The 25,220-nt window shown below is 45.3% G+C and carries 23 protein-coding genes; 15 read left to right on the top strand and 8 right to left on the bottom strand.

The features are described 5' to 3' along the window. The first annotated feature begins 216 nt into the window (after positions 1 to 216). The 7 genes from BTA35_RS04785 to BTA35_RS04760 are packed head-to-tail and all read left to right on the top strand — an operon-like array spanning position 217 to position 9,796. Complete coding sequence (locus BTA35_RS04785; RefSeq protein WP_077243245.1) at positions 217 to 846, top strand: restriction endonuclease subunit S; 630 nt, start codon at positions 217 to 219, stop codon at positions 844 to 846. Continuing rightward, positions 847 to 2,373 (top strand): type I restriction-modification system subunit M, encoded by a 1,527-nt coding sequence (locus BTA35_RS04780; RefSeq protein WP_077243244.1) that lies wholly within the window; start codon positions 847 to 849, stop codon positions 2,371 to 2,373. Then, positions 2,363 to 3,664, top strand: a complete 1,302-nt coding sequence (locus BTA35_RS17715) for a restriction endonuclease subunit S (RefSeq protein ID WP_139363615.1) — start codon at positions 2,363 to 2,365, stop codon at positions 3,662 to 3,664. The genes BTA35_RS04780 and BTA35_RS17715 overlap by 11 nt, the downstream gene beginning before the upstream one ends. 17 nt (positions 3,665 to 3,681) lie before the next feature. Further along, the gene (locus tag BTA35_RS04770; RefSeq protein ID WP_077243243.1) at positions 3,682 to 5,616 is read left to right on the top strand and encodes a hypothetical protein; all 1,935 of its coding nucleotides are present in this window, start codon (positions 3,682 to 3,684) and stop codon (positions 5,614 to 5,616) included. A gap of 32 nt (positions 5,617 to 5,648) precedes the next feature. Continuing rightward, positions 5,649 to 7,916 (top strand): type I restriction endonuclease subunit R, encoded by a 2,268-nt coding sequence (locus BTA35_RS04765; protein WP_238377484.1) that lies wholly within the window; start codon positions 5,649 to 5,651, stop codon positions 7,914 to 7,916. 42 nt (positions 7,917 to 7,958) lie between these two features. Next, on the top strand, positions 7,959 to 8,993 hold the full coding sequence (locus BTA35_RS18415) for a hypothetical protein (protein ID WP_238377483.1): 1,035 nt from the start codon (positions 7,959 to 7,961) through the stop codon (positions 8,991 to 8,993). A gap of 29 nt (positions 8,994 to 9,022) precedes the next feature. Next, positions 9,023 to 9,796 carry a M48 family metallopeptidase gene (locus tag BTA35_RS04760; protein ID WP_077243242.1) on the top strand — a complete coding sequence of 258 codons (774 nt, stop codon included), beginning with the start codon at positions 9,023 to 9,025 and terminating at the stop codon, positions 9,794 to 9,796. A 36-nt stretch (positions 9,797 to 9,832) separates the two neighbouring features. Here the strand turns inward: BTA35_RS04760 and BTA35_RS04755 are convergent, their stop codons facing one another. Continuing rightward, on the bottom strand, positions 9,833 to 10,141 hold the full coding sequence (locus tag BTA35_RS04755) for a helix-turn-helix transcriptional regulator (RefSeq protein WP_077243241.1): 309 nt from the start codon (positions 10,139 to 10,141) through the stop codon (positions 9,833 to 9,835). A 45-nt stretch (positions 10,142 to 10,186) separates the two neighbouring features. Here BTA35_RS04755 and BTA35_RS04750 point away from each other — a divergent pair, with 45 nt between their 5' ends. Next, on the top strand, positions 10,187 to 10,771 hold the full coding sequence (locus tag BTA35_RS04750; protein ID WP_139363614.1) for a VspR family transcription factor: 585 nt from the start codon (positions 10,187 to 10,189) through the stop codon (positions 10,769 to 10,771). Then, on the top strand, positions 10,765 to 12,141 hold the full coding sequence (locus tag BTA35_RS04745; RefSeq protein ID WP_077243239.1) for a DEAD/DEAH box helicase: 1,377 nt from the start codon (positions 10,765 to 10,767) through the stop codon (positions 12,139 to 12,141). Before BTA35_RS04750 ends, BTA35_RS04745 begins: the two co-directional genes overlap by 7 nt. A 92-nt stretch (positions 12,142 to 12,233) precedes the next feature. Here BTA35_RS04745 and BTA35_RS04740 read toward each other — a convergent pair whose 3' ends face one another. The 4 genes from BTA35_RS04740 to BTA35_RS04725 form a co-directional block, all read right to left on the bottom strand. Continuing rightward, on the bottom strand, positions 12,234 to 13,238 hold the full coding sequence (locus BTA35_RS04740) for a TniB family NTP-binding protein (protein WP_077243238.1): 1,005 nt from the start codon (positions 13,236 to 13,238) through the stop codon (positions 12,234 to 12,236). Further along, positions 13,239 to 15,044 (bottom strand): integrase catalytic domain-containing protein, encoded by a 1,806-nt coding sequence (locus tag BTA35_RS04735; protein WP_077243237.1) that lies wholly within the window; start codon positions 15,042 to 15,044, stop codon positions 13,239 to 13,241. Positions 15,045 to 15,048: 4 nt separating this feature from the next. Then, entirely contained in the window at positions 15,049 to 15,681 is a 633-nt protein-coding gene (locus BTA35_RS04730; RefSeq protein WP_160055078.1) for a TnsA endonuclease N-terminal domain-containing protein, read from the bottom strand. 93 nt (positions 15,682 to 15,774) lie between these two features. Further along, positions 15,775 to 16,497 carry a DUF72 domain-containing protein gene (locus BTA35_RS04725; RefSeq protein WP_077243235.1) on the bottom strand — a complete coding sequence of 241 codons (723 nt, stop codon included), beginning with the start codon at positions 16,495 to 16,497 and terminating at the stop codon, positions 15,775 to 15,777. Between the two features lie 171 nt (positions 16,498 to 16,668). On the opposite strand from BTA35_RS04725, the gene BTA35_RS18775 reads away from it, so the two are divergent. The 4 genes from BTA35_RS18775 to BTA35_RS04705 all read left to right on the top strand — a co-directional run bounded on the left by BTA35_RS18775 (position 16,669) and on the right by BTA35_RS04705 (position 19,986). Continuing rightward, on the top strand, positions 16,669 to 18,165 hold the full coding sequence (locus BTA35_RS18775) for a DUF1538 domain-containing protein (RefSeq protein ID WP_077243234.1): 1,497 nt from the start codon (positions 16,669 to 16,671) through the stop codon (positions 18,163 to 18,165). Continuing rightward, entirely contained in the window at positions 18,162 to 18,512 is a 351-nt protein-coding gene (locus BTA35_RS04715) for a transcriptional regulator (protein WP_077243233.1), read from the top strand. The genes BTA35_RS18775 and BTA35_RS04715 overlap by 4 nt, the downstream gene beginning before the upstream one ends. 63 nt (positions 18,513 to 18,575) lie before the next feature. Then, positions 18,576 to 18,965, top strand: a complete 390-nt coding sequence (locus BTA35_RS04710) for a CBS domain-containing protein (RefSeq protein ID WP_077243232.1) — start codon at positions 18,576 to 18,578, stop codon at positions 18,963 to 18,965. Positions 18,966 to 19,041: 76 nt separating this feature from the next. Next, the gene (locus BTA35_RS04705; protein ID WP_077243231.1) at positions 19,042 to 19,986 is read left to right on the top strand and encodes a universal stress protein; all 945 of its coding nucleotides are present in this window, start codon (positions 19,042 to 19,044) and stop codon (positions 19,984 to 19,986) included. Here the strand turns inward: BTA35_RS04705 and BTA35_RS04700 are convergent, their stop codons facing one another. Continuing rightward, positions 19,987 to 20,937, bottom strand: coding sequence for a potassium channel family protein (locus BTA35_RS04700; protein ID WP_160055081.1), 951 nt, complete (start codon positions 20,935 to 20,937; stop codon positions 19,987 to 19,989). A gap of 64 nt (positions 20,938 to 21,001) precedes the next feature. Between BTA35_RS04700 and BTA35_RS04695 the strand changes: the two genes are divergently transcribed. Beyond that, positions 21,002 to 21,571: a GNAT family N-acetyltransferase gene (locus BTA35_RS04695; protein ID WP_077243229.1), complete on the top strand. Its 570-nt coding sequence runs from the start codon at positions 21,002 to 21,004 to the stop codon at positions 21,569 to 21,571. A gap of 22 nt (positions 21,572 to 21,593) precedes the next feature. Further along, positions 21,594 to 22,652 (top strand): alpha/beta hydrolase fold domain-containing protein, encoded by a 1,059-nt coding sequence (locus tag BTA35_RS04690; RefSeq protein WP_160055084.1) that lies wholly within the window; start codon positions 21,594 to 21,596, stop codon positions 22,650 to 22,652. On the opposite strand, the gene BTA35_RS04685 is transcribed toward BTA35_RS04690, so the two are convergent. Continuing rightward, a complete protein-coding gene (locus BTA35_RS04685) occupies positions 22,649 to 23,929 on the bottom strand; it encodes an HlyC/CorC family transporter (protein WP_238377482.1) in 1,281 nt (426 codons plus the stop codon). The two genes, BTA35_RS04690 and BTA35_RS04685, sit on opposite strands and share 4 nt — an antisense overlap. Before the next feature lie 235 nt (positions 23,930 to 24,164). Then, positions 24,165 to 24,959: a cytochrome C assembly family protein gene (locus tag BTA35_RS04680; protein ID WP_077243226.1), complete on the bottom strand. Its 795-nt coding sequence runs from the start codon at positions 24,957 to 24,959 to the stop codon at positions 24,165 to 24,167. Between the last annotated feature and the right edge of the window lie 261 nt (positions 24,960 to 25,220).

Raw genomic sequence — 25,220 nt, 5'->3', positions numbered from 1 at the left:
TTAGATCTGAAGACATCAAAGCACAGTTAAAATAAAAAATACATAGAATTGCTACTGTATTAAAAGTTTTCAAAATGCACATTTTTTGGTAAGATGGTTTTCATTAATGCTCTACTGTATTTTTGGTGGATGTTTTGAGGTAGGTTAATGCAGGCTCTTGCAGAGTCGGCCTGATATTGATTAAGGCAGCTCGTTCTGCCTGCATAGGGGGATTTGGTGTCGTTTACCACTCATCAAAAATCATTGGCTGAGATCGCATCGATCCGTACCGGTTACACCTTTCGTGGCAAGGTGACGGAGCTGACCGAAGGCGGTAATGCCCATATCGCTCAAATTAAAGATGCCCGCAGTAGCTGGGAAGCAACCAACAGATCGACGTTGGGTGCGGATCAGCTGCCCAGGATTCAGTGGGATGGCAAAGATAAAGCCTTTGTTGGTGCAGGCTCTGTTATTCTGCCCGCCCGAGGGTCTAAAGGGGGGTATTTTCGTGCATCATGTATCACCCAAAATAATGATGCTTTACCTCTAGTGGTCAGTAGTCAGTTTTTAATCATTACGCCTAATGATGCCGTACTGCCTGAATTTCTCTGCTGGTCTCTGAATCAACCGGCACTGCAATACTGGCTGGCGGAAGGGGCTGGCAGCCAAGGCAGCAGCATTGTGATGCTGACCGCCAAGATGGCAAAAGAGTTAACACTGGATATTCCCAGTTTAGAAACGCAACAGAAAATCCTGCATATCAACCAGTTGTGGGAGCAGGAACAGGAGCTGACAAAAGCCCTGCTTAAAAATCGTGAAACCCAGATGCAAGGCATGTTTCAGCAGCTGCTTAAGGAATCGAAATAGATGAGTACCGATAAGATCAACCAGGACAACATCAATAAGGCCCTCTGGAATGCTTGCGACACCTTCCGGGGCACCATCAGCGCGGATACCTACAAAGACTTTATCCTCACCATGCTGTTTCTGAAGTACATCTCAGACGTTTGGCAGGATCACTATGATGGCTACAAGGCAGAATACGGTGATGAGCCTGAGCTGATCGATGAGATGATGAAGAACGAGCGCTTCGTTCTGCCAACGTCTGCCAGTTTTTACACACTGTACGAAAAACGCCATGAACCGGGTAATGGTGAGCGTATTGATCAGGCGCTGCACGCCATTGAAGAAGCTAACGGCACCAAGCTGAAAGATGCCGGCAAAAGCGTGTTCCAGGATATCTCGTTCAACACCGACAAGCTGGGCGAAGAGAAGCAGAAAAACACCATTCTGCGTCATCTGCTGGAAGACTTTGCCAAAGAAGATCTTAACCTGAAGCCCAGTCGGGTCGGCACGCTGGATGTGATTGGTAACGCCTACGAATACCTGATTAAAAACTTTGCCGCCAGTGGTGGCCAGAAAGCCGGTGAGTTCTATACCCCGCCTGAGGTTTCTGATCTGATTGCTGAACTGTTAGATCCTCAGCCCGGCGACAGTATCTGTGACCCCGCCTGTGGTTCCGGCTCGCTGCTGATGAAGTGTGGTCGCAAGGTGGTTGCCAATCACGACAGCAAGCAATACGCCCTGTACGGACAGGAAGCGATCGGCTCTACCTGGTCGTTGGCAAAAATGAATATGTTCCTGCATGGCGAGGACAACCATAAAATCGAATGGGGCGACACCATTCGCAACCCTAAGCTGCTGGATCAGAACGGCAACCTGATGCTGTTTGATATTGTGACTGCTAACCCGCCCTTCTCGCTGGATAAATGGGGTCATGATGAAGCCGCCAACGACCCGTTCAGCCGCTTCCGCCGTGGTGTGCCACCTAAAACCAAGGGTGACTACGCGTTTATCCTACACATGATTGAAACCCTGAAACCAACCACAGGGCGCATGGGTGTCGTTGTGCCTCATGGCGTACTCTTCCGGGGCTCATCTGAGGGCAAAATCCGTAAACAGCTGATTGATGAAAACCTGCTGGACGCGGTGATCGGCCTGCCGGAAAAACTCTTTTACGGCACAGGTATCCCCGCTTCGATTCTGGTGTTCAAAAAGCAAAAGACCAAAGAGGAAGTCCTGTTTATTGACGCCTCCAGAGAGTTTAAAGCCGGTAAAAACCAAAACCTGCTGACCGAAGCCAATATCAGCAAAATTGTGGACACCTTCCGTAGTTGTGAAAACGTCGATAAGTACGCTTATGTAGCGACCCTCGACGAGATCAAAGAGAATGACTACAACCTGAATATCCCCCGTTACGTGGATACCTTCGAGGAAGAAGAAGAGATCGACCTAATGGCCGTGCGTGCCGAACGCGAGAAGCTGAAAGCTCAGCTGAATGAACTGGAAGGTGAAATGGATAAGTACCTGAAGGAGCTGGGTTATGATGCCTGATGGATGGAGTCATTTAAGTTTAGCTAAGATTAGCTCCGCTATTACCAGTGGGTCACGAGATTGGGCTCAGTATTATTCTGATAGCGGTGCAAAATTCATTCGGATGACAAATCTACAGCGTGAAAATATCTGGCTAAATCTTACAGATTTAAAATTTGTTGATATTCAAAGTGACTCAGCCGATGGGCGGCGTACTTCGTTGCAGCTAGGAGACATTCTCATGTCGATTACTGCCGAATTAGGAAAAATTGGATGGGTTAACGATGGGCTGGGTGAGGCTTATATTAATCAGCATACAGCACTTATCCGTATAAATCAGGACACTGCTGATAGTCAGTTTATAGCTTATTTGCTGTCATCTAAGGCGATGAATTCTAAGATTAATCGCTTGAACGATGCTGGAGCCAAGGCAGGACTGAACTTATCAACGATACGTGCGATATCATTTGATGCCCCACCTCTCTCTGAACAAAAGAAAATCGCTCAGATTCTCTCCACTTGGGATAAGGCCATTACCACCACTGAACAGCTGCTTGCGAACAGTCAGCAGCAGAAAAAAGCCCTGATGCAGCAACTGCTGACGGGCAAGAAGCGCTTCAGCTTGAATGGCAACTATGCTTATTCAGTTCGTGACGGATTTGCTAAGAGTAAGCTAGGTGCTTTACCAAGCGATTGGAAAGTCGAACTGATTAAAAAGCACCTTTGGTATCAGGAAGGCCCAGGTGTGCGTAAGCATCAATTTACGGAACAAGGTGTAAAATTATTTAATGGAACCAACATTCAGTTCAATAAAATAGATTTAAGCAATACGAAAACCCGTATTTCGGAAGAGGAATGTCTTGGGACGTATAAGCACTTTCTAGTTGATGATGGTGATTTACTCATAGCGTGTTCAGGCATCTCTGTTGATCGGTTCGACGAGAAGATCGCTTTCGCATCGACGGCGCATTTACCCCTTTGTATGAACACTAGCACGATGAGATTTAAGCCTCTAAGTGATGGTGGTGTTGATATAACTTACTTTCATTATTTCATGCAGTCTCTGGTATTCAAAAATCAAATCAGACGGCAAGCAACAGGATCTGCGCAATTAAACTTTGGACCCTCTCATGTTGGAAAGTGTTTTGTCGTTATTCCTTCATTGGAAGAACAACAAAAAATTGCTGCTGTCCTTTCCACCGCCGATCAGGAAATTTCTGTTCTGCAACAAAAGCTGGAAGCATTAAAGCAAGAGAAAAAAGCCCTGATGCAGCAGTTGTTGACGGGCAAACGTCAAGTAAATATCAAATAGAAGGATTTCATATCTATATGGAAATTAAAAACCCTCTTATACATCTTGCCTTACTAGAATCTCTGAAAGCAAATGAGAAATCCGATGAGATTGACCTTTTTTTGCCGTTTATTGCTGTGATTATTTCAGAGCTAGATGGTGAAGAAATTACACCGATTTTAATGCAAGATAAGTTTTTTCAATACTTTTGCATTAAACCTCCTTTGTCTGCAATAAAGGTTTTTATAACAAGGGCAAAGAGAAGGGATATTTTAATTAGGGAGAACCATTCTTTTATCCCTAATTCTAAAGAGGTGAATAAATGGAAAAATGGTTACGATGAAAAAAAGGAAGATATTGAGACTTCTATTGAAATACTAAGAGATGATTTTAAATTATTTGCCAAGTCCAATTTTGACAAAGAGCTTGCAAGCGAGGATTGTGATGCTTTACTAACTGATTTTATTGAGAGCAATATTTCCTCTGTTGCAACTCACAATAGGTTCGAAAAGGGTCAGCTTTATTCGAAAATTAAAAATACCGACCATGTTACAGCATCATTTATTAGTCATATACATAAAGAGAAAACATCTACGTTAGATCATTTTTCAAGAATTGTTAAAGGTATGGTTCTTGCTAACTATCTTTGTTTGGCGGATAAAATAGGAAGTAAGAAGAAGTTTGATTCAATAACTGTTTATCTTGATACGCCATTGATTATCGGTATGCTTGGTTTTAGTGGTAGCCAAAGAAAAAAATCTATCGGTGAATTTGTATCTCTTTTAAAAAGCTTTTGTATAAAACTGCGTATTTTTGAAAAATCATTAGATGAAGCTGAAATGCTTATTAGTGCTTGGAGAGATGATTTAAAAAAGGGGAGAGTGAAAAGGTTCAATACTAAGACATTGGAGCTACTTAGGTCTCAAGGATATGATTCTGAAAGACTAGATACTGAGATAAAGCTCCTCAAATCTAGAATTGAAGAACATGGAATAGAGGTTTCCTATGGGTTTAAGTATGACCCTAAGTACTTGTGTGATGAAAAAGAACTAGAAGCGGCTATATCGTCAAATTTTAAAGAAAATAAGAATCTTGATCATGATACTGTTTGTATTTCTAGGGTTTGCAATCTTAGGAAGGGGCGTCAGATAAATGACTTGAATAAAAAAATGGATCTTTTTGTAACTTCAAATACAGGCCTAGTAAAATATGCAAATGATTTTTTTGACGACGAAATACCAATAAAAAGAAGTATACCTCTTGTTGTATCTGAGCAGTGGATGACAGCAATTTTCTGGTTAAAAAGTCCTGAAATATTTAATACTCTTCCAATGGATCAAATAGTTGCATCTGCATATGGGCTGTTATATACCGACGATCGGTTCTGGAAGTCATTTGTAGATAAACTCCAACTTTTAGAAAAGAAGGGGGAGATTTCAGTAGAGGACTTTACCCTTGTAAGGTGGGATTCTGATCTGCTTAATCTTGTGCATGATGTATCTGTTGATGTTGGTGAGGATTTCTCTGAAGAAAATATTTTTGATATTGTTGGAGAAATAAAAAGAAAATATATTGGCGACAAAGAAAAAGAGGTCGAGTTAATAAGAAAGGAAAAGGACTTGGAGATAAAAAGATTAGCCTTAGAGGCTTTGGAGAAAGAGAGTAAGATTAATAAGTCCAGTTTAAGGATTGAATTAATATCAATGAAAATTGCCTCAATATTTTCGGCTGTATTTTGTTTTATTATGGCGGTGTCAGTTTTTTATGCTGCCTATAAGAGCATTCCGGATAGCTTGGTTTCCTACGATGTTGTAAGTGATTATAAAAATAGCTTTATGGCTGGCTTGGCAATTTTGATTGCCTTTGTTTTAAATTTATTGGGTTCAATTTTTGGTGTTAACTTACACGTGATATATATATGGATAAGAGATGGGGTTTCAAAGAGGATTTGTGATATTTTAATAGTTAATTAATATAAGCCTATATGGATACACAGGTGCCAGCTATGGTAGTTCTTGCAGCCCCGAAATTTCAGGAAGAATACAGCGCTAAACTGCCTGCTTTAGCGTTACTCACCAACCTTGGCTGGTCTTTTTTGCCACCGGATCAGGCGTTGGCAGCCCGTGATGGTAAATTCGATCAGGTAGTTCTGCGGGATGTCCTGCAAGCAGAGCTGCAAAAGCGCCGTTTTACCTACGCCGGTCAGCAGTATCCTTTATCCCAGAAATCCATCGATAACCTGATTGCTGAGATCTGCAGTCCGGCGCTGAATGAAGGCTTGCTCAGTGCTAACGAGAAGATCTACAACCACCTGCTGTACGGTATCTCGGTTACGGAATTTGTCGATGGCAAAAAGGTCAGTCCGACCATCGCTTTGATCGACTGGCAAAATATCGCGAATAACAGCTTCACCTTTACTGAAGAGTTTACCGTTAGTCGCTCCGGTGGTGTGGGTTCCTCCCATCAGGATAAGCGTCGCCCGGATATCGTCTGTTTTGTGAATGGTATTCCGCTGGTGGTGATTGAAGCCAAGCGTCCGGATGGTAACAAGGGCCCAACGGTTGCAGAGGGTATATCCCAATGTCTGCGCAACCAGCGCCCGGATGAGATCCCGCATCTGTTTGCCTACAGCCAGTTGTTACTGTCAATTAACGGCTTTAAAGGCCGTTATGGCACCTGTGGTACGCCGGATAAATTCTGGGCAGCCTGGCGTGAAGAAGAGCTGACCGATACGGATAAGCTGGTGATTAAAAACACCAAGCTGACATCCGCTAAGCTGGATAATCTGTTTGGTCACCGTAAGCCCGTAGATCGGGACTGGTATGAAAGCTTGATCGCTGCCGGTGAGCTGTCGGTTTCCGGGCAGGATGAACTGCTGATGAGCCTCTTGAGCCCGCAGCGCCTGCTGGAGATGGTGCGCTACTTCACCCTGTTTGATAAAAAAATCGGCAAGATTGTCGCCCGCTATCAGCAGGTGTTTGGTATTAAGACTCTGATTGAGCGTATCAAAATGCGTAAAATGACTGGTGGCCGTGAAGGTGGGGTTATCTGGCATACCACAGGCTCCGGTAAATCTCTGACCATGGTGTTTCTAAGTAAAACCCTGATCCTGCATGATGATCTTAAGCAGTGCCGAATCGTGGTGATTACCGACCGGGTGGATCTGGAAGCGCAGCTCAGCGCCACTTTTACCTCGGGTGGTGAGCTGGCCAGTAAGAAAGATAAAAGCGCTGCCATGGCCACTTCCGGCCGTCGTCTGGCTGCGCAGATCGGTAAAGGCAACGAGCGCATTATCTTCTCGCTGATCCAGAAGTTTAATACGGCGACCAAACTGCCGGAATGCAAAAACGATAGCTCAGATATTATCGTTTTGGTGGATGAAGGACACCGCAGCCAGGATGGTGAAAACAATATCCAGATGCGTCAGGCGTTGCCCAATGCGGCCTTTGTTGCTTTCACCGGTACACCTCTGCTGAAAGACGATAAAACCGAGAACAAGTTCGGCAAAATCATTCATGCCTACACCATGCAGCGGGCGGTTGAAGATAAAACCGTTACCCCTTTGCTGTATGAGGAGCGTATCCCTGATCTGGATGTTAACGAGCGGGCGATCGATGCAGGCTTTAACCGCATCACGACCGACCTGAGCGAAGAGCAGAAAGCGGATCTGAAAAGAAAATACGCCAAAAAAGGCGAGCTTTATCAGGCAAACGACCGCATCCAGTTAATCGCAGAAGATATCGTAAAGCACTTTGTTGAAAATCTGGATGATGATCTTAACGGCCAGTTGGCCTGTGACAGCAAAGCCTCTGCGGTTAAGTACAAAAAGTATCTGGATGAAGCCTTGGCCCTGCTGCCGGCAAGCAGCCGTTTTGAATCCACCATTATTATGAGCCCACCGGATACCCGTGAGGGTAACAGCTCTATAGATGAAGCAGCCCTTCCGGAAGTCACCCGCTGGTGGAAAGAAAACGTCGGTTCTGAAGATGAGAAGGTCTATACCCGCCGCATGGTGGAACGGTTTGCCGATGATGAAGATCCGCTGCGCATGCTGATTGTGGTGGACAAGCTGCTGACCGGTTTTGATGAACCCAAGAATGCGGTGCTGTATATCGACAAGCCCCTGAAAGGCCATAACCTGATTCAGGCGATTGCCCGTGTGAACCGGCTGCACCCGAAAAAAGAGTTTGGTTATCTGATTGACTATCGGGGCATTCTGGCTGAACTGGATACCACCATTGGCAAATATCAGGATCTGGCCTCCCGCACCTAGGGCGGCTACGACATTGATGATATTAAGGGCTTGTACGACCAGATGAGCACGGAATATAAGCGCCTGCCTCAGTTGTATAAAACCCTGTGGGCCATTTTTGATGGTGTAAAAAACAAGCAGGATATCGAACAGCTACGTCAGGTGTTGGTGCCGAAAATAGAAGAGCGTGGCGGTGATGCCGCTGCGGGCATTCCCGGAGAACTGGTGGACACTCATCTTAAAAAGCGGGAAGACTTCTACGAAGCGCTGACTAACTTTGCCAGCTGCCTGAAGGTTGCTTTGCAATCAACCACCTTCTTTGAAGACAAAAGCTTCACCCCGGAAGATCGTCAGCACTACAAAGAAACCGTTAAAGCGATGTCCAATCTGCGCCGTCTGGTGAAGCAGGATACCGGTGAGCAGGTTGATTACGACGCTTATGCGGCTCAGGTGAAAAAGCTGCTGGATAAGCATGTGGTGGGTGTTGATATCCGGGAATCTGAAGGCGCTTACGAAGTCGGCAAAATGGGCCAGTCTCAGGAGCCGGAGAAATGGACTGAGGAAAAGACCCGAAACGAGACGGACATTATCAAAACCCGTGTCACCCGCATGATTGAACAGGATATGCAGGATGATCCTTATGCTCAGGAGGCTTTCTCCAAGTTATTGCGTCAGGCGATAGAAGAAGCGGAGCAGCTGTTCGATCATCCTTTGAAGCAGTACATGCTGTTTCAGGAATTTGCGGAACAGGCAGAGCAGCGAAAGCTGCCGGATATTCCGGATGCATTCCAGGATAATCGTCACGCTCAGGCTTATTTTGGCGTCTTTAAAAAGGTACTGCCTGAAGTCTTCACCATTTCCGATCAGCAGGTGCAGGATAAATGGGTGGCTCTGGCGTTTGAGATTGATGGCCATGTGGCTCAATCCGTTGCCGAAAACTCCATTAATCCTGGCAACATTGAGGCGGATATCCGTAAAAAACTGCTGCCATTGATGTTTAAAGAAACCAAGGCGGTCGGTGCCGGAATGGATCAGGCGAAAAAACTGGTTGAGATGATTGTTCAGATCACCCGTGTTGGGCTTAACCATGGCAGTTAATCCATTCAGTTGCGGTAACCAGAAATAGAATGAGTGTTCCTATCTATCCGGAAGGCCGGTCACTGAGCTTTTACTATGGCGATGAGCGTATCTCCTTTTTGCGGGAGAAACGCCCGAAAGCCACCGGTAAGGTTCAGATAAAAGTTCATCCGGATTGCCGGGTGGTTGTGGCGGCACCGGAGTCGGCTGAAGATGCTTCGGTACTGCAGGCTGTAAAAAAGCGCGCCCGCTGGATTTATGAGCAGCTGCGGGATTTTCGCCTGCAGTTGGAACATATCACCCCGCGTCAGTACATCAGTGGTGAAAGTCATTATTACCTGGGGAAGCAGTATCTGCTTAAGGTCATAGAGACATCAGAACAGCCTCAGGGCGTGAAACTGCTGCGGGGCAAGCTGGAAGTAACCGTTCGCCAGAAAAGCCCGCAGAAGGTGCAACAGCTTCTGAACGACTGGTACAAGGCACGTGCAAGAGAGCTCTTCGCTAAGCGCATGAATGACCTATTGGAGCAGACGTTATGGGTTAGTGGTAAACCGCCAATCCGTATCCTGACGATGAAAACCCGGTGGGGCAGTTGCTCGCCTAATGGGCGTATCACTTTGAACCCTCACCTAGTTAAAGCCCCCCGCGAGTGCATCGATTACGTGATCCTGCATGAGCTCTGTCATATCGCTGAACATAATCACAGCGAGCGCTTTTACCGGCTGATGAAGCAAGTGATGCCGCAGTGGGAAAAAACGAAAGAACGGCTGGATGGGATGGCTTTTGCTTATCTGACTGGTTATATCGACAAGGAAGCTATATGAAAATTGAGATGGGTGAATCGCTGGTGCGTTCATGGCTTAGTCCCGATGGCTGAGGAGCTCAATCAGTTCCTGCTTTTTCTTTTCATCCAGCTTGGCTATCAGGCAGGCTAGCTCCGCACTGAGCTCATCTTCACAGAAGAAGAAATTCAGCGGTACGTTTAGCTCAGCCGCAATTTTCCTCAGTGTTGCCACATCCGGAACGTGGCGACCCTTTTCATAGTGGTTCATTCGGCCACTGGCAGAACTTTCATCCATACCAATCTTTATCCCAAGTGCTTTCTGGGAGATGCCTGCTCTTGTGCGAGCTTGCTTGAGTCGTATTGGGATTGGGTTGTCGGATAACAATTGAACATCATCTTGGAAGCCTAGGTTGCTTAGATTGTCTAAGTTTTGCTGATTTCTGTATACTTAGCAATCCTAAGTTTTATGGTTTCGAGATTTGAAATGAGCGCGAGAAAAACCAATATCAATTTCGTTTTTGCGAACATTCTTCGCAAAGTCGATGCTGCGAGCATAGGCCGAAAAGAACTGATCCAACTGGTAATGGAGGTTAATCAGCTTCAGGAAGCTGAGGCTACGCGCTTTGTCGGACGGCATATTCATCAGCTCAAGAAGAAAAATCTGCTGTACTCGGAAGGTGAGAGAAACTCCACAAGATATGTTTTTAGCGATGCACTGGTGGAGATGCTTGCTAGCCCGGTCAAAAATCGGAACGAACATGGCTATAAACCCGAATCAGCCATTTGTGCATCTTCACTACGACAGGAGAAAGATAAACTGTCTGCAGAGTTGAAGCTCAAAATGGGTGAGGTCGAGGCATTTCAGGATTACCTAGCAAAGTTTCCTGAGGCGCAAAAAGTTATTGCAGACTTGCTGAATGAATCAAGAGACTCAGCCGCTCTGCTTTATGGCAGGCTGAATGCGATTCAGAAAATTATTGATGCGACCTCTGTGGAGAGAGCATCAGCATGTTGAGACGCTGGCAGCAAGACTGCCTGGAGCAGGCTGTAATAGCCTACAAAAATCAGTCTCATTTTCTGGTTTTGGCGTCACCAGGGGCAGGTAAAACTATGCTGGCAGCCCAGGTCGCTAAGCAGCTTATTACCAACGATCAGGTTGATTATGTCGTTTGCTTTTCGCCATCCCGTGTTGTTGCTTCAAGCATAGAAAAAACCTTTCGGTCGGTTCTGGAGCGACCATTTCATGGGCGCCTGGGGGCAATTGGAGTATCAAAAACCTACCACTCCCTGATTAATGCCAACCAACTTATCAGCGACCTTCGCAATAGCCGTGTGCTGGTGGTATTTGATGAAATTCATCATTGTGCTGGAGATGGTGTATCGGAGTTTAACAGCTGGGGGCTGCACCTTCTCAGCAGTATTCAGGAACTGGCAACTTACACGTTATCGCTTACGGGAACACCATGGCGGACTGATACACTACCCCTTCCTTTTGCCCGTTATGCCGATCCAGAAGGAAACATCCTCTGTGACTTCTCCTATGGTTTGGCCGAAGCGATCAGAGATGGTGTGTGCAGAATGCCGCAGGTCACAGCAATTGATATTGAAGATATCACTGTTAAACGTCAGCAGGAGTTCACTGCATATCAGGATATAGCCGCATTACTTGAGAGCGGTGAACTTGGATATCGGGACCTTATTAAGCATCCTGAAATCATTGAGTATTTATTAGGTAAGGGCGTTTCAAAGCTCTCTGAGCTCCGTCAAACATCTCCCCGTGCTGGTGGGCTTATTGTGGCCTCTTCCTATGAGCATGCGCTTCAAATTCAAGAGCTACTTGCGTCAGTATTTGGCAAAAAAGCGACGGTCGTTTCCTGCTATCAGGACGATTCTGCAGATCTGATTGATGACTTCAAAAACGGTGATGCAGAGTGGATTATCAGTATTGCGATGATCGCTGAAGGTACTGATATTCCGCGCTTGCAGGTTTGCTGTCATCTCACAGATGTAACCACAGAGCTCTATTTCCGACAGATCACTGGTAGGGTTATACGCACAACGCCGGACCAAGAGAATCAGGCTTATCTCTATATGCTCGCCGAACCAAGCTTGGTCGAGTACGCAGAGCGCTTAAATGAAGATGTGCCGGGGTGCTATGTGTACGAGGGTTCAGAACAAGTACGTGGAGCTGCTATAGAGGTGTGTTCGGAGCCTGCGGGGTACTGCGGTGCCTCCACTTACACTAATGCAGACCAAGGGATATCGGCTTCTGAGCTTGCTGGCTTAGGCCTTTATGAGCAAGAAAACAGTAAATCGGTATCGTTTGAAGTGAACCTTAAATCATTCAGGGAAAGGCTGTTGGCGAGTTATTTAGCGTTTTCGTAATTATTGCAGGCAGATAACCATGCTTTATTTAAGGTAAAAGACAAACTACTCTTAAATTCCATCGGTAAATCAGAGAAGCCTTTTCGTCTAGCTTAAGATTTACTCAGTAGTTCGCTCAAAGAATAGAACTCAGATAGTTTTGCTGGCTCGATATGCGCGGGGTACATCGAGTCGCCGCGTATATATCGAGAGCTCATCTCGATTTCTCTAAAGTTTACCTGCTCTAATTTGCCCTTGAATGGCTGGTCGTTAGCAGTCGGATAGAGATTTCTGAATGCTTCGTCATATATTTTAAGGCTGATTGGTTGCTCTTGAATTAGGCATAGTCGATATACTTCTGTCATAAGAGCTTTGATTTGTCTCTGCTCTCCGCAAGTTGCTGCAAAGATTCTCAGGTCTTCCTCCATGTTATCCATATCATCTGATCGCTGGATAGGTATGTGACTTTTTAATGCCTTCATAAAGTCACGAAATTGCCTTGGTTTTTTTATGATGGAAAAATACTCGATATTATGAGATCGCGTAGCAAGACGTGAAGACCATTGTGGATCTTGTCTGATTTCATCAGACCAGGGCATACCCACAAAAATCAAAGGGACCTCAGTACTTTCACTAATAACCTTTAGCCGGTTGGAGATTACTTGTTGATCTTTAGGTTTTTTAAACTCAACGAGCTCCTGAAACTCATTGATTATGATGAGCTTAATCCCCGAATCCTTAACTGCAGAAATTAGGCGATTAGTAAGATTTTGGTCTGATGATTTCCTGCTGGAAACAGAGCTTCCAAAAACACCCAGATCAATTAGCATTTGCTTTGTTGTTTCTTCAGCAGTTGCTCTGCTAGGCACTCGTGTAGATAGAATCGGAGCTCTACCGGTTTGAGGAGATATTTTACTCTTAATGAAATGATTTATTGTCGAGGACTTTCCCGAGCCCGTATCTCCAGTGATGAGCATAGACAGCGGTTCACCGCCTATCTCACTGCTTTCAAAAACCGTTTCGAGGTCGCTTAATAGTTTTTTGATACTGTAGTAAAGGCAAAATGAATCTTTAAATTGCCGTATGTTGGCTTTCTGAGCATCTGTGAGTTTTGGCATTTACGTATCCTCTTGCCATATCATTTCAAGATCGGCCAAAGATGATGGCTGTTTGACCGGATTTGAATCTTTTTCACGACGAGTTTGAACAGATACGCTATCGACTCCTTTTACACGGGCTGCTTTTTTCATTCCACCAACTTTCTTCTGTTTAGAGCTGCTTTCCTTAGCCGAAGCATCGATATCTTCAAGGATCTCAGCAATGTGCTGTTTAGCACGTGCTTGATCCAGTCCGCTTTTGCCATGTATCTTGTTGTACTTCCTTATGTAGGTGATATGAACCTTATGCTTTTCATAAGATAGGCCCGATGCATACTGAAAATCTACGCATGGAACCTTCAGGTAGCGTTCGTATTCGAAAAGGTAGACGTATGCGAAACCTAAATCGTCAATATTAACCTTGGTTGTAACTTTTATTTTCTTATCACGACAAAATTGTTTGCGGTAGTCTGCAAGTTCTTTGGAATCATATCTAAGATGTTCAAAGATAATTCCATTATTCTGAAGGGCTGGCTTCTTTAGTATCCCTGATATGAGTTTGATATGCTCATGCTCTGGGGGAGTTAATTCATTAGGAGGGAATTTGTTTACAGCCTTGCGCCATTCGAGCATCGGTACATGTGTTTTTTTCTGATTAGGCTCCCAATTAAATACTTCAGCAACCCATGTTTCAAAAGCTTTCACAAACCGAGAGAATTTAAACTTCGCATTTTTGACGGAGTTATAATCTGCCCTTTCTACATTATTAGAAAAGGTCTTTCCTTCCAAATCATCAAGAATGAGCTGTTGGATTGTTAAAAAATTTCGCTCAACCAGCCCCTTGCCCCACGGTTGACCTACTTTGTTATATTGAATGTTGATACCCGCTTCAAGACAAAAGTGCTCTAATGATTCTGACCAGAACTCTGCACCGTTATCTGCAACTAAAGTTTCAATTTTGCCATGACATTCCCAAGAGGGTTTGCCATCCGGACCTTTAATTTTTTTGGGGAGCATAGCATGGCAAATAGCCTTTGAGGCAGAGGCATAGCTTGGAGCCTGAAAGGATAGATGGTACCCAATAATGCATTTACTGAGAGAGTCTTTAAGAATAGTCAAATAAGGACGACCCAGAGGGTGTAAAGTTTCATCATCAAGTAATATCAAGTCTAGTGGGGTATGATCAATTTCAACGCGTTGTAAAGGTCTTTCAAGCTTAAGAGGCCCTCCTTTATACCCAAATTTCATGTCCGCTTTGTACTTTCCATACCTTTTGGCAGTGACTTCGTAACTAGAAAGCTTTGCCAGGCGTTTGTAAAAGGCTGTCTGAGAAATAGGACGGCCCTCGTACTTGCCATTTTCAATATCGATCAACATTTGACTCTCGTAATATCGATAGGCACTCATAGCCGTTGGGCGAGTTGCTTTAAGGAATCGCTCAAGGGCTAAATCGAAGTACTTGTCGTCTCCTACCTTGGAGTTCCTATTTCCTTTTCTATGGTGTTTCGAGACCAGAACAGCGGGATTATCTTGATTCTGGGAAAGGCTGCGATGCCACCTTTGAACACTGCTAAGGCTTGGCGATTTAAATGGCAAGCTTGCGTCATAAAGAGCATCGACTATCGGCATCACATTCTCTTTAGTCCATCCTTTATCTTTTAGCTTTTTGCGGATATTCAGAATGAATTTCGTTTTTGCGACAGCTATTTGTTGTTGCTCTTTTGGAAAGCAATCTAAGTCGTAAGTATCTTCTTCCCCTTCGTTATGTTCGATAAAACCACCATCGAGATTATCTATGTATTCTGGGCTATACTCGTCTTCGAACATGTGTTTAATCCTCGAATGGTGTTAGTGTTAATTCAGTAAATTTTGACGCTTGTAAGTCAGCAGTTAGATATCCTTTAGCAAGCATCATTGCACATACAGGTATGAGATTTTGCTCTTCGAGATTAAGCAGAGAAGCGAGCCTAGCAACGCTTAAATTTTTTGTTTCGTGAAGTCGTTTTTTGATTTCAGCTTGTAGTTCAGAGTCTCCCAGAAAGGAGGCGTAGCGGTGTAGGATCTTATAGTTAGTAAGAGTCGGTTCACTGCGAATTTGATTTTCAGTCACCAAGATCAAGGTTTCCCCAATTTCTTTATATGCATTTAACTTTTGTGAAAAGTCATTCTGAAAGTCTGGGGATAGTAATTTTTTGGCCGGTTTCACTTCGATTAAATTTGAAGTGCCGTCTTGATAAGAAACGGAAAAATCTGGGGTATAGCGCCTCTTTTTATTAGCATTATCAAAATATTCTATGCCAGTAGGTTGAGAGGCGAAATTAACTACTTTGTCTGAGTATTCAAGATGAAAGCAGGCGTCAAATTCTAGGCTACTTTCGCACATGATAGTGCTATGATTTTTACGGCTGGCGAATTTGTAGACATTTTTGACCGGACTCGGTTTTCTGAGGTTGCGATTGTACATGTTCACTACCTTAATTATGTGCCAGAGTAGCCTAGTTTGGCTGTAAACACTCATAAAATGAGAAGCACCTTAAAGGGTAGTAAATTTTTCAACTTATGGTTGATTTTTCACCTTTTGGTTTATTTTTTTCACTTTATGGTTTAATTCACAGCTTTGCCAGTCTTTCGCTGTGATAAAACGCACCATAGGGTTTTGTCCGGTGGCGATCACATGCAGAGGCAGGTTGGGCTTGGCTTTCAAGGCTTCCAGAGTATCTTCATCATCTGCCGGGTTCTTAAACAAAGCACGGGTATCAAACTGAACGCGATTGATGCTGTGTTCCATCAAAAGAGCGTTTAGTTGGCGTTCCGCCTCATCTTTATTGAAAAAGCCTTGGTGACGCACTTCTAAGCTGAAATTTATGCTATTGGGAAGACTGCAGATAAATGATTCGAGTAACGGTAGTCGTTCTGGCCCGAAACTTTCAGGTAGCTGCAGAAAGATCATACCCAGTTTTTCTTTAAGCAGGGTAAAGCGATCAAGGGCTGTCACCAGCTCCTCTTCGGGTACCTGCAGCAAGCGGTCATGGGTAATACTGCGCGGTAGTTTAAAGCAGAACCGAAAGTGCTCCGGTGTTTGCTGATACCAGTCCTGCACCGTTTGTGCCTCCGGCAGGCCGTAAAAGCTGGTATTGCCTTCTACAGAGGAAAAGTAACTGCTGTAACGACTGAGAACAGATCGTTGACTGCTCCCCATCAAAGGTCCCTGCTTCCAGTGTTTATGGTTCCACTGAGAAAGCCCGATATAGCAGATACTGTGCAAAAGAATGCGCTCCATAAAGAATGTTTTTGATATAGATCAAAGGATAAAACAATCAGTTATATAATTGGTGTTTTAAACGGAACTTTATTTTCCGTATATGTTCGATAGCCCGTGCTGAGGTAAATAAAATTATTTTATCCAAACCTTCTTTCCCGAGAAAAGGTTTGGCAGGCAAGGGGCTGCTGAATGGAACAATACTTCAAAGACTTTCAAATCTCATTTATACATGCATTGCGCAATCTCTTTCCTATTGTTGCTGTTGTCGTTTTTTTTCAGTTTCTGATTCTTCAGCAGATGCCAAATGATGCGATGGGGATGCTGATTGGGCTCTTAATTGTGGCCTTTGGAGTAGCATTATTTTTACAAGGACTAGAGCTAAGTATTTTTCCGGTAGGTAAGAGTCTTTCAAATCAATTTGCAGAGCGTGGCTCGGCGCCCCTTCTGGTCTGTTTCGGCTTTGCTATAGGTTTTTCTGCTGTTATCGCTGAGCCTGCATTGATTGCAGTAGCCCAGCAGGCTCAGGATATCAGCGAGGGAAGAATTGATGCTTTTACACTACGGATACTGGTTGCTACTTCCGTGGGGTTTGTGACCGGATTAGGTGTTTTCCGGATTATTGCAGGCATCCCCCTGCACTGGATTATTGTTCCTGGGTACATCCTCGTAGTTGTTGCAACTTACTTTGCTCCTGAAGAAATTGTAGGCCTGGCCTATGATTCCGGTGGTGTGACAACAAATATTGTTACGGTTCCTCTTATTGCGGCTATGGGGATAGGTTTAGCTGCATCTATTCGTGGGCGCAACCCTCTTCGGGATGGCTTTGGCTTGGTAGCCTTGGCTGTAATGGTGCCAATGATCAGTGTTCAGTTGTATGGTATCGTTGTTTACTCATCGTCAGCGGAGACTTTGAATATCGCTTCTGAGGCAGTTGCTTCTGAGCACTCTGTAACGCCTCATTTCTTGCTCAAGATTTTTTTCGATCTTGCATCAATGTTACGTGATGTTTTGCCTATTATTCTGACGATCCTTTTTTTCCAGTACCTTGTTCTACGCCGACCTTTATCTAATCCAGCCAGAATAGTTTTTGGCTTTTCCCTGGTTATTGTAGGTTTGTACGCATTTGTGATCGGTCTGAAGATGGGGTTGTTTCCGATAGGAAATAATATGGCGGAGCAACTTATCCATTTAGACCGTGTGTTTTTTATTTATTTATTCGCTTTCATGATAGGTTTTGCGACAACGATGGCTGAGCCCGCACTGTTAGCTATCGGAAAGCAAGCGGAAGAAGCAGCTGCAGGGCAGATTAATGGCAATACAATTCGTTACCTTGTCGCTCTGGGTGTTGCTGTCGGAATAACGATAGGTGTGCATAGAATCATTAGCGGTGGTTCCATGCATTACTATGTAATGACCGGCTATATCCTGGTGGTCTTCCTGACTCTGTTAGCGCCTAAATTCATTGTTTCTTTAGCGTATGATCTCGGAGGGGTCACGACCTCTGAGGTGACGGTACCTTTGGTGACAGCCCTGGGGATTGGGCTGGCATCAAATATTGAGGGTCGCAATGTGCTGATCGATGGTTTTGGACTTATCGCTTTTGCATCTATATTCCCTATTATTTCAGTCATGATTTACGCGATTGTTTCAGATTTAGTCGCAAAATATCACAAGGTGAACCTATGAAATTTTCTGTGCTCGTCGCGATTATTCCTCAGGACTTGGAGCAAAAAGCCATTGATACAGCCCGTGATCTTGGTGCGGGTGGTATTACGGTTCTGAATGGACGCGGTATAAGTAATGAGGTCAAAAAAACCTTTTTCGGTCTCAGTTATGATGGCAGTCAGAGTGTTCTTATTATGGTGCTCGAGAAACGCCTGTCCCTGAATATTATGAAGGCGTTGCAGAAATTGGTTGTTACTCCGGATGAAGGGTCTAAAGGTCTTGTATTCACAACGCCTTTGGAGCATCTGGGGGGGATTGATCATTCTCAGTTCGAGAGATTTGAATCCCACTTGAAAGAGAAAATTTAATAAACCAAGGTGTATTAATAAAATAGTTAATATAAGGTTTTCAAGGATTTCAGGAGTAATGTAATGCAAATCGTAAAAGATGTTATGGTGACAAATGTTGTAAGCATCAGCCCTTTTGCCAGGCTACGCGATGCCTTAGCGTTGATGAAACAGCATAGAATCAAGTCGCTTGTTGTTGAACGGAATTCACCTCATGATGCCTGGGGGATTATTACATACTCAAATATACTTAAGACCGTATTTGCTGAAGAGGGCGATATTGATCTCCTGAATGTATACGATGTATGTGTTAAGCCTGTGATTACTGTTGGAGAAGACCTGGCTGTAAAACATGTTGCTACGTTAATGACAAAGTCTGATGTTAAACGTTTACTTGTACTGTCAAATAATGAACTGATAGGCATTATTACGATGAATGACATTATGGAAACATTACTGGAGCAGATTGAATAGATACATTGCTCTGGCTGCCAGATAAATGCTCGCTCTGTAAAGCGTTGCGAAACTTTAAAAACAGGTTAAGGATGTCATGAAACAATTTAAAAATATTTTATGCCTGCTGCAGACCGGCTATTCAGAGAAAACAGTATGCAGAGTATTGAAAATTGCAGAGCAGGCTAACTTATCTCTGACTTTAATGATTTCTGCTCCTGTTGGAAAAGGTAAGGGCGCTGACGTTTCTGAAACAGAGCAGGTTGCGCAGATACGGAAGCAACTGTGTGAGATCACTTTTAAAGAAGCCCAGGGCGATGCTTTAGAACAGTTACCTATCCATATCTCCCGGGGGAAGTTGGTGAGTGATGCCATTGAGTTGGTTGGCAGGCAGAGTTTTGACCTTGTGATCAAAGAGGCTGAAGATAAAGATTGGCTTGATCAGCTACTTGGCGATGATGATACGCAACTATTACGCAAATGCCCCTGTCCTGTCTGGCTTCTGAAGCCTGATACGCCAATGCCTTTGAAATCTATTATGGTGGCACTGGACTTTGATCACTCTGAGTGCGGCAATAACACCGCATTTAACCAGATGTTAGCAGAGCTCGGTGTTTATTTTGCCAGTCAGGATCTGGCTGCGCTGCACTTTGTGACAGTGTATGAATCTGTTAAGGCTGATGTTCTGAGTGTTTGGTCTGATGAACCTGACCAGTTTCGGCGTGCTATGGAGAATGAAGAGTTCCGGCATAAATCTGCTGCTCTGACTGACTTAGAAGCTGAATTGAAAAAGAAATTTGGTGGTGATGTTTATCAATATATCTCCCCCACCGGACATGTTGTTCAGGGTGTTGCGGCTGAGAAGTTGGCGGGTATGGTTAACTTACTGAATGTGGGCCTCCTGATCATGGGTACGGTAGCAAGAACAGGAATAAAAGGTGTTGTCATTGGCAACACGGCTGAAAGTTTACTGAGTTCCGTCAAGTGCTCAGTATTAACGGTTAAGCCAGATTCCCTGGTAATACCTGGTTCTGCCAGTTAATCATATCTTATCGGTAATATGAGCTCCGCACTTTGGGCAGTGTAATTGGTGCCCAAGCTCCAGCTTTTTATTGCGAATGATCTGGTTCAGGTCCTCTTCAGAAATCCCGTATTTATTACTCAGGCGGGCGAGCATGCTTTTTTCGTTCCTGCTCAGTTCGCCATCTTCCAGAGCATTAATGACTTCCGCGGTCATTGCGGATTTCCGGTCCTGCAGCTCTTCAGAGAATCTTGCTGCCAGCATACCCGCTGGCAAGGCAACTGTGCCGACACCCAGCAGCATAATCAGAATGGCGAGAACCTTGCCACCGGCTGTTACCGGCGTGATATCACCGTAACCCACTGTGGTCATGGTAACAACTGCCCACCAAATGGCATCGAGTACACTTTTGAAGGCCTCTGGCTGCGCCTGGTGCTCTAATGCAAACATCACGCAAGCGGCAAGTACGACCAGTACCAAAACAGCAAAGACAGCTGAGGCCAGAGATGCCAATTCTGAAGCTACAACCTTAATAAAAATATCCATACTGCGAATATAATGAGAGAGCTTCAGTAGTCGCAGCAGTCGTAGCAGCCGGAGATATCGTAGATCTATATTGATAAAAAACGATAGGTAAAAAGGCAGAATAACAAGCAGGTCAATTAGTGCGATTGGAGAGAAGATATAACGCAATTTTCCCTTGATGCCGGGTCCGTATTTGGGGTTTTCAGCGCTAATCCAGACTCGAATCAGATATTCCAGAGTGAATACCAGTACTGAGAAAACTTCAAGAATTTGGAAGTAGGGTGAGTACTGTTCCCCAATCTCGGGTATGGTTTCCAGAATAACACCGGTAACGTTCAGAACGATAAGAATGATAATAAAGCCATTGATGAGCTTTCCGGTGATACTGAACGCCTGTTCTCCATCAAGCAGTTGAAAGTAGCGATGACGAAGTGTGTTTAGGGGCATGGATTTTCTCATTAATCTGAATGCGTTAGTTTGATTGTAAAGGAAAATTGAAGAGGATGGTCAGATGACTGCCAATAAAATTCCAGGAGTGCGGGCCTCTGAAGTGGCTATCTCAGAAGAGATGCCTGTGCCCATGCTTGAAACAGAGCGCCTTATTTTAAGAGCCTTCCGGCAGTCAGACTTTGCGGCGTATCACAGCATGGTGAGTGATCCGGATGTTGTACGCTATGTTGGCCAGGGAGTGCCGCTGAATGCTGAGCAAGCCTGGCAAAGCATGGCATATCTGATGGGGCATTGGTGGCTGAAGGGTATTGGTCTTTGGGCTGTAGAAGAAAAACGGACAAAAAAAGTCATTGGTCGGGTTGGCCTGTATCAACCGGAGGGCTGGCCGGGCATGGAGCTGGGTTGGATGATCATCAAAGAGAACTGGCGTAAGGGCTTTGCCTTTGAGGCGGCTCAGGCAGCTCTGGCATACCAGAGAGCATATATCCCTCAGGAACCACTGATTAGCCTGATTCACAGTGAGAACAAGCCGTCGATCAAATTAGCACAGAAGCTGGGAGCGAGTTTTTCTCTAGGGCGTGAAATGGGAAATATTCAGGTACTGGAATTCAGTTACCCTGATCATGCTTGATTCATTATTTGCAGGGGGAGCTATGAAGCTATCTCAGTCAAAAGAAATTGCTCGGGATGTTGTTAGCACACCGCTGTCAGCGTTTTCAGCTGAGACATTGAAGCCACTCCACCCTGCGTTGGAGCATTGGCGGATACAGTTTAATCAGCTACTGGCGAGTCTTCCTCCAGAGCAGAAAACAGCAACACCTGAGGCTGCACGGCAGGCGCTAGCGGGAATTACCTCTCGATTTGTTTGCGCAGGTCCTGAGTTATACCGGGTTGAAGGTGCTGTATTAGGCGGCGATGATTTGACTGAAGCGCTTCAGTGTCCTCTTCCTCTGATGCTTTATCAGGCAGTGGAAAAACCGGATGCACTCGTTCTTTTTGTTCATGGTGGTGGCCATGTTGCGGGTAGTATTGAGGTTTACGATCCTATCTGCCGAAGACTGGCTCAGGAGAGTGGTCAGGCGGTATTGGCCATGGATTATCCTCTGGCTCCTGCAAACCCCTGGCCGGCAGGTATTAAAAGTGTTGCCGAACTGATGAGGCTTTTACCGCACGTGCTCGATACGTTTCAACTGTCGCCTGGTATCAGAGTGATGATGATAGGGGACTCTGGCGGCGCGGCTATGGCTGCGACCCTTTGCTTACAGCAACCGAAAACGCTGCCCGGTTATCCAGAGGCTCTGGTTTTGCTGTATCCGAGTCTTGACTACCGCATGCAGGCAGGCTCGATTCAGCAATTTTCTGAAGGGTATTTCCTGACGGAAGAGCGGATGCGCTGGTATTTCGATCAGTATCTGCAAGGCAGGGTGGAGCCGCTTTCGGTCTCGCCATCAGCAATGCCGGTGCCATCACATTTCCCTAGGACCTTACTGATGAGTGCGGGTTATGATCCACTGAGGGATGAGGCCGGATTTTTCTTCGGAAAGCTGATCAATGCAGGAGTTGACGTCGACGGTGTTTGTTACGAGCAAATGCTGCACGCTTTTCTCAATCTGGAGTCGCTGGTGCCGGAGGCTTGTCAGGACGCTTATAACGCAATCAGCCGCTTTTTGGCGGCTGGGCGGACGAAGGGCTTAGGGCAAGTTAAAGACTAGGGGCGGTTCTTTTTCTTACCTTTTGGGGTCTCTTTGCAGCGGACCTTTTGTACAAAATTGCCACTTATCTCCAGCGTTTCTAAGCGATAGGGGCCAAAGCTCATGCATACCGGTGCTTCAGGAATCGCTTCCAGGTGCTCAATAATCAGCCCATTCAGTGTCTTAGGGCCGTCAACAGGCAGGGCCCAATCCAGTGTTTTGTTGATATCCCGGATACTGGCAGCACCTTCGACTTCAAAGTTGCCGTTACCATCCGGTTTGATCTCATCATTATGGCCGCTCATTGGGGAGGTAAAGTCACCCACAATCTCTTCAAGGATATCTTCCAGTGTGACAATGCCGAGTACATCACCGTATTCGTCTACCACAATACCAATGCGACGCTTCAGGCGCTGGAAATTAAGGAGCTGTGTCTGTAATGGCGTTGTTTCCGGGATAAAGTAGGGTTCACGGGCTTCTGCCAGAAGATCTTCTTTAGTTGGCGTCTGTCGGGCCATAAAGCGTGATGCGTTGCGCATATGCAGAATGCCCAGTACGTTATTGATGTCACCTTTATACAGAATCAGACGAGTGTGTTGGCAGTTCTGCAGCTGCTCAATAATAGATTCCACCGGATCATCGAGATTAATACCCTGAATATCATGACGGGGGATCATAATATCATCAACGGTCATTGACTCCAGATCCAGGATGCTCAGCAGCATGGTTTTGTGCCGACGGGGTATCATTGCCCCTGCTTCAAGCACGACCGTGCGAAGCTCTTCTGGTGTTAGCTGATCATTACTACTGTCATTCTGATTAACTCCCATCACCTTAAGAAGACCGTTGGTAATGGCATTTACCAGAAATACCAGAGGGTACATGATTTTAAGAAGGGGAGTGAGCAGCAGAGATGCAGGATAAGCGATTTTCTCGGGGTGCATCGCGGCTAATGTCTTAGGCGTAACCTCAGCAAAGATCAGAATAACTAAGGTCAGTAGCGCTGTGGCGATAGCAATACCGGCATCACCGTATAGGCGGACAGCAATAACAGTAGCAATGGCAGATGCAAGAATATTGACGAAGTTGTTGCCGATCAGAATAACGCCAATCAGGCGATCAGGACGCTCCAGTAGACGGCTTACCCGCAACGCTCCTTTGTCACGATTTTTTGCTTTGTGGCTCAACCTATAGCGGTTAAGTGACATCATGCCGGTTTCGGAGCTGGAGAAAAAGCCGGAACAGACAATCAGAAAGGCTAAAAGTCCAAATAAAATGCCAAGGGGGGTGTCGTTCAAGAGATCAGGTATCCTGCAAAAATGAAAAACTGACGATTTAACAGTCGCTGCATGACAGCGGTGTGACCTCCTCGGGCCAGTATTCCGTTAATTCGCCGCTGGGCAGCGTCGATAGGTGACGCTTTTATTATTTTTACTGCGATTAAAGTTCGCAGATTCTACTTTTAAATTTTCGGCCGGCTGACGTCAAGGTGAACAGGCTGAAAAGCAGAAGATTAGTTACTGTAATCTCGGGTTAATTCAGCAGGATTTCAAGGGCAACTTTACTGCCGAAATATCCCAAAACGAGAAGTGTTGCTCCGCCCAAAGTCCAGCGAACAGCCGTCATACCGCGCCAACCCAGCCACCGGTGCCCGGCCAGCAAAACGGCAAAAACGAGCCATGCCATCAGGCTAAGAACGGTTTTGTGTGCCAAGTGTTGGGCAAACAGATTCTCAATAAAGATAAAACCACTACCGATAGCGATGGTCAGAATAATAACGCCGCTGAAGATCAATTCAAACAGCAAGCGTTCCATGGTTTGAAGAGGAGGTAACACCTGAATGATGCCGCGGGTTTGTTTGTGCTTTAGCTGGTAGTTCTGGATTGAAACGAGGAGCGCCTGACAAGCAGCAATAACAATCAGACTATATGCAACCAGGGAGGACAGGATATGTAGCGTCAAGCCGGGAGGCAGGTGATTGCTCGGTGCTGAAACCGGCCCCCAGATGGCAAAAATAAGAGCCAGCATCGACATAGGGAAGACCCCGATACTGAGATTCAGCACCGGCTTCTTAAAGCTGCTGATCAGTAACATCAGGCTTATGGTGAAGGTGGCCAGCAAACTCATTTCAGTAAGACCAAGGTGCAGTCCGTCTGACTGAAAAATCGCCAGCCAGACACTGAGTCCGTGATTCAGAACAGCCGCGGCCCCCAGCAGACGGATCATGGGAGGGCGGTTTGGTGCTTTGCGTTGCAAGGCAAGCAGCTGATAAGTCGCTGCGGCACAGTAGAAAACGATGGCGATCAGAGCTAGTGCGATAGCATCCATAATCTGTCAGTTATCCCGTATAAATACAGTAGGTTGGGGAATTGGAAACCCTTAACGGACTGCCTGAAATCAGAATCAGGTCCTGCCTGATAAATGAGAGCCAATAGTAACTGATTGCAGGCGACGCTGCATCATTACTGCCCCTCATTAGGCATCTGTTTTAATGCTCAGTTAGCTGTGAATCTTGGTTAAAGCTTATTTGCCCATAGATGATAGGTGCCTCCACTGGTTATAATGCGGGCATTAACCGGATTTTAATTG

Origin of the sequence: Oceanospirillum linum (genome assembly GCF_001995095.2) — a bacterium.
GTDB classification, from domain to species: Bacteria; Pseudomonadota; Gammaproteobacteria; order Pseudomonadales; family Halomonadaceae; genus Oceanospirillum; species Oceanospirillum linum.
This window is presented reverse-complemented; position numbering and strand designations above follow the sequence as displayed.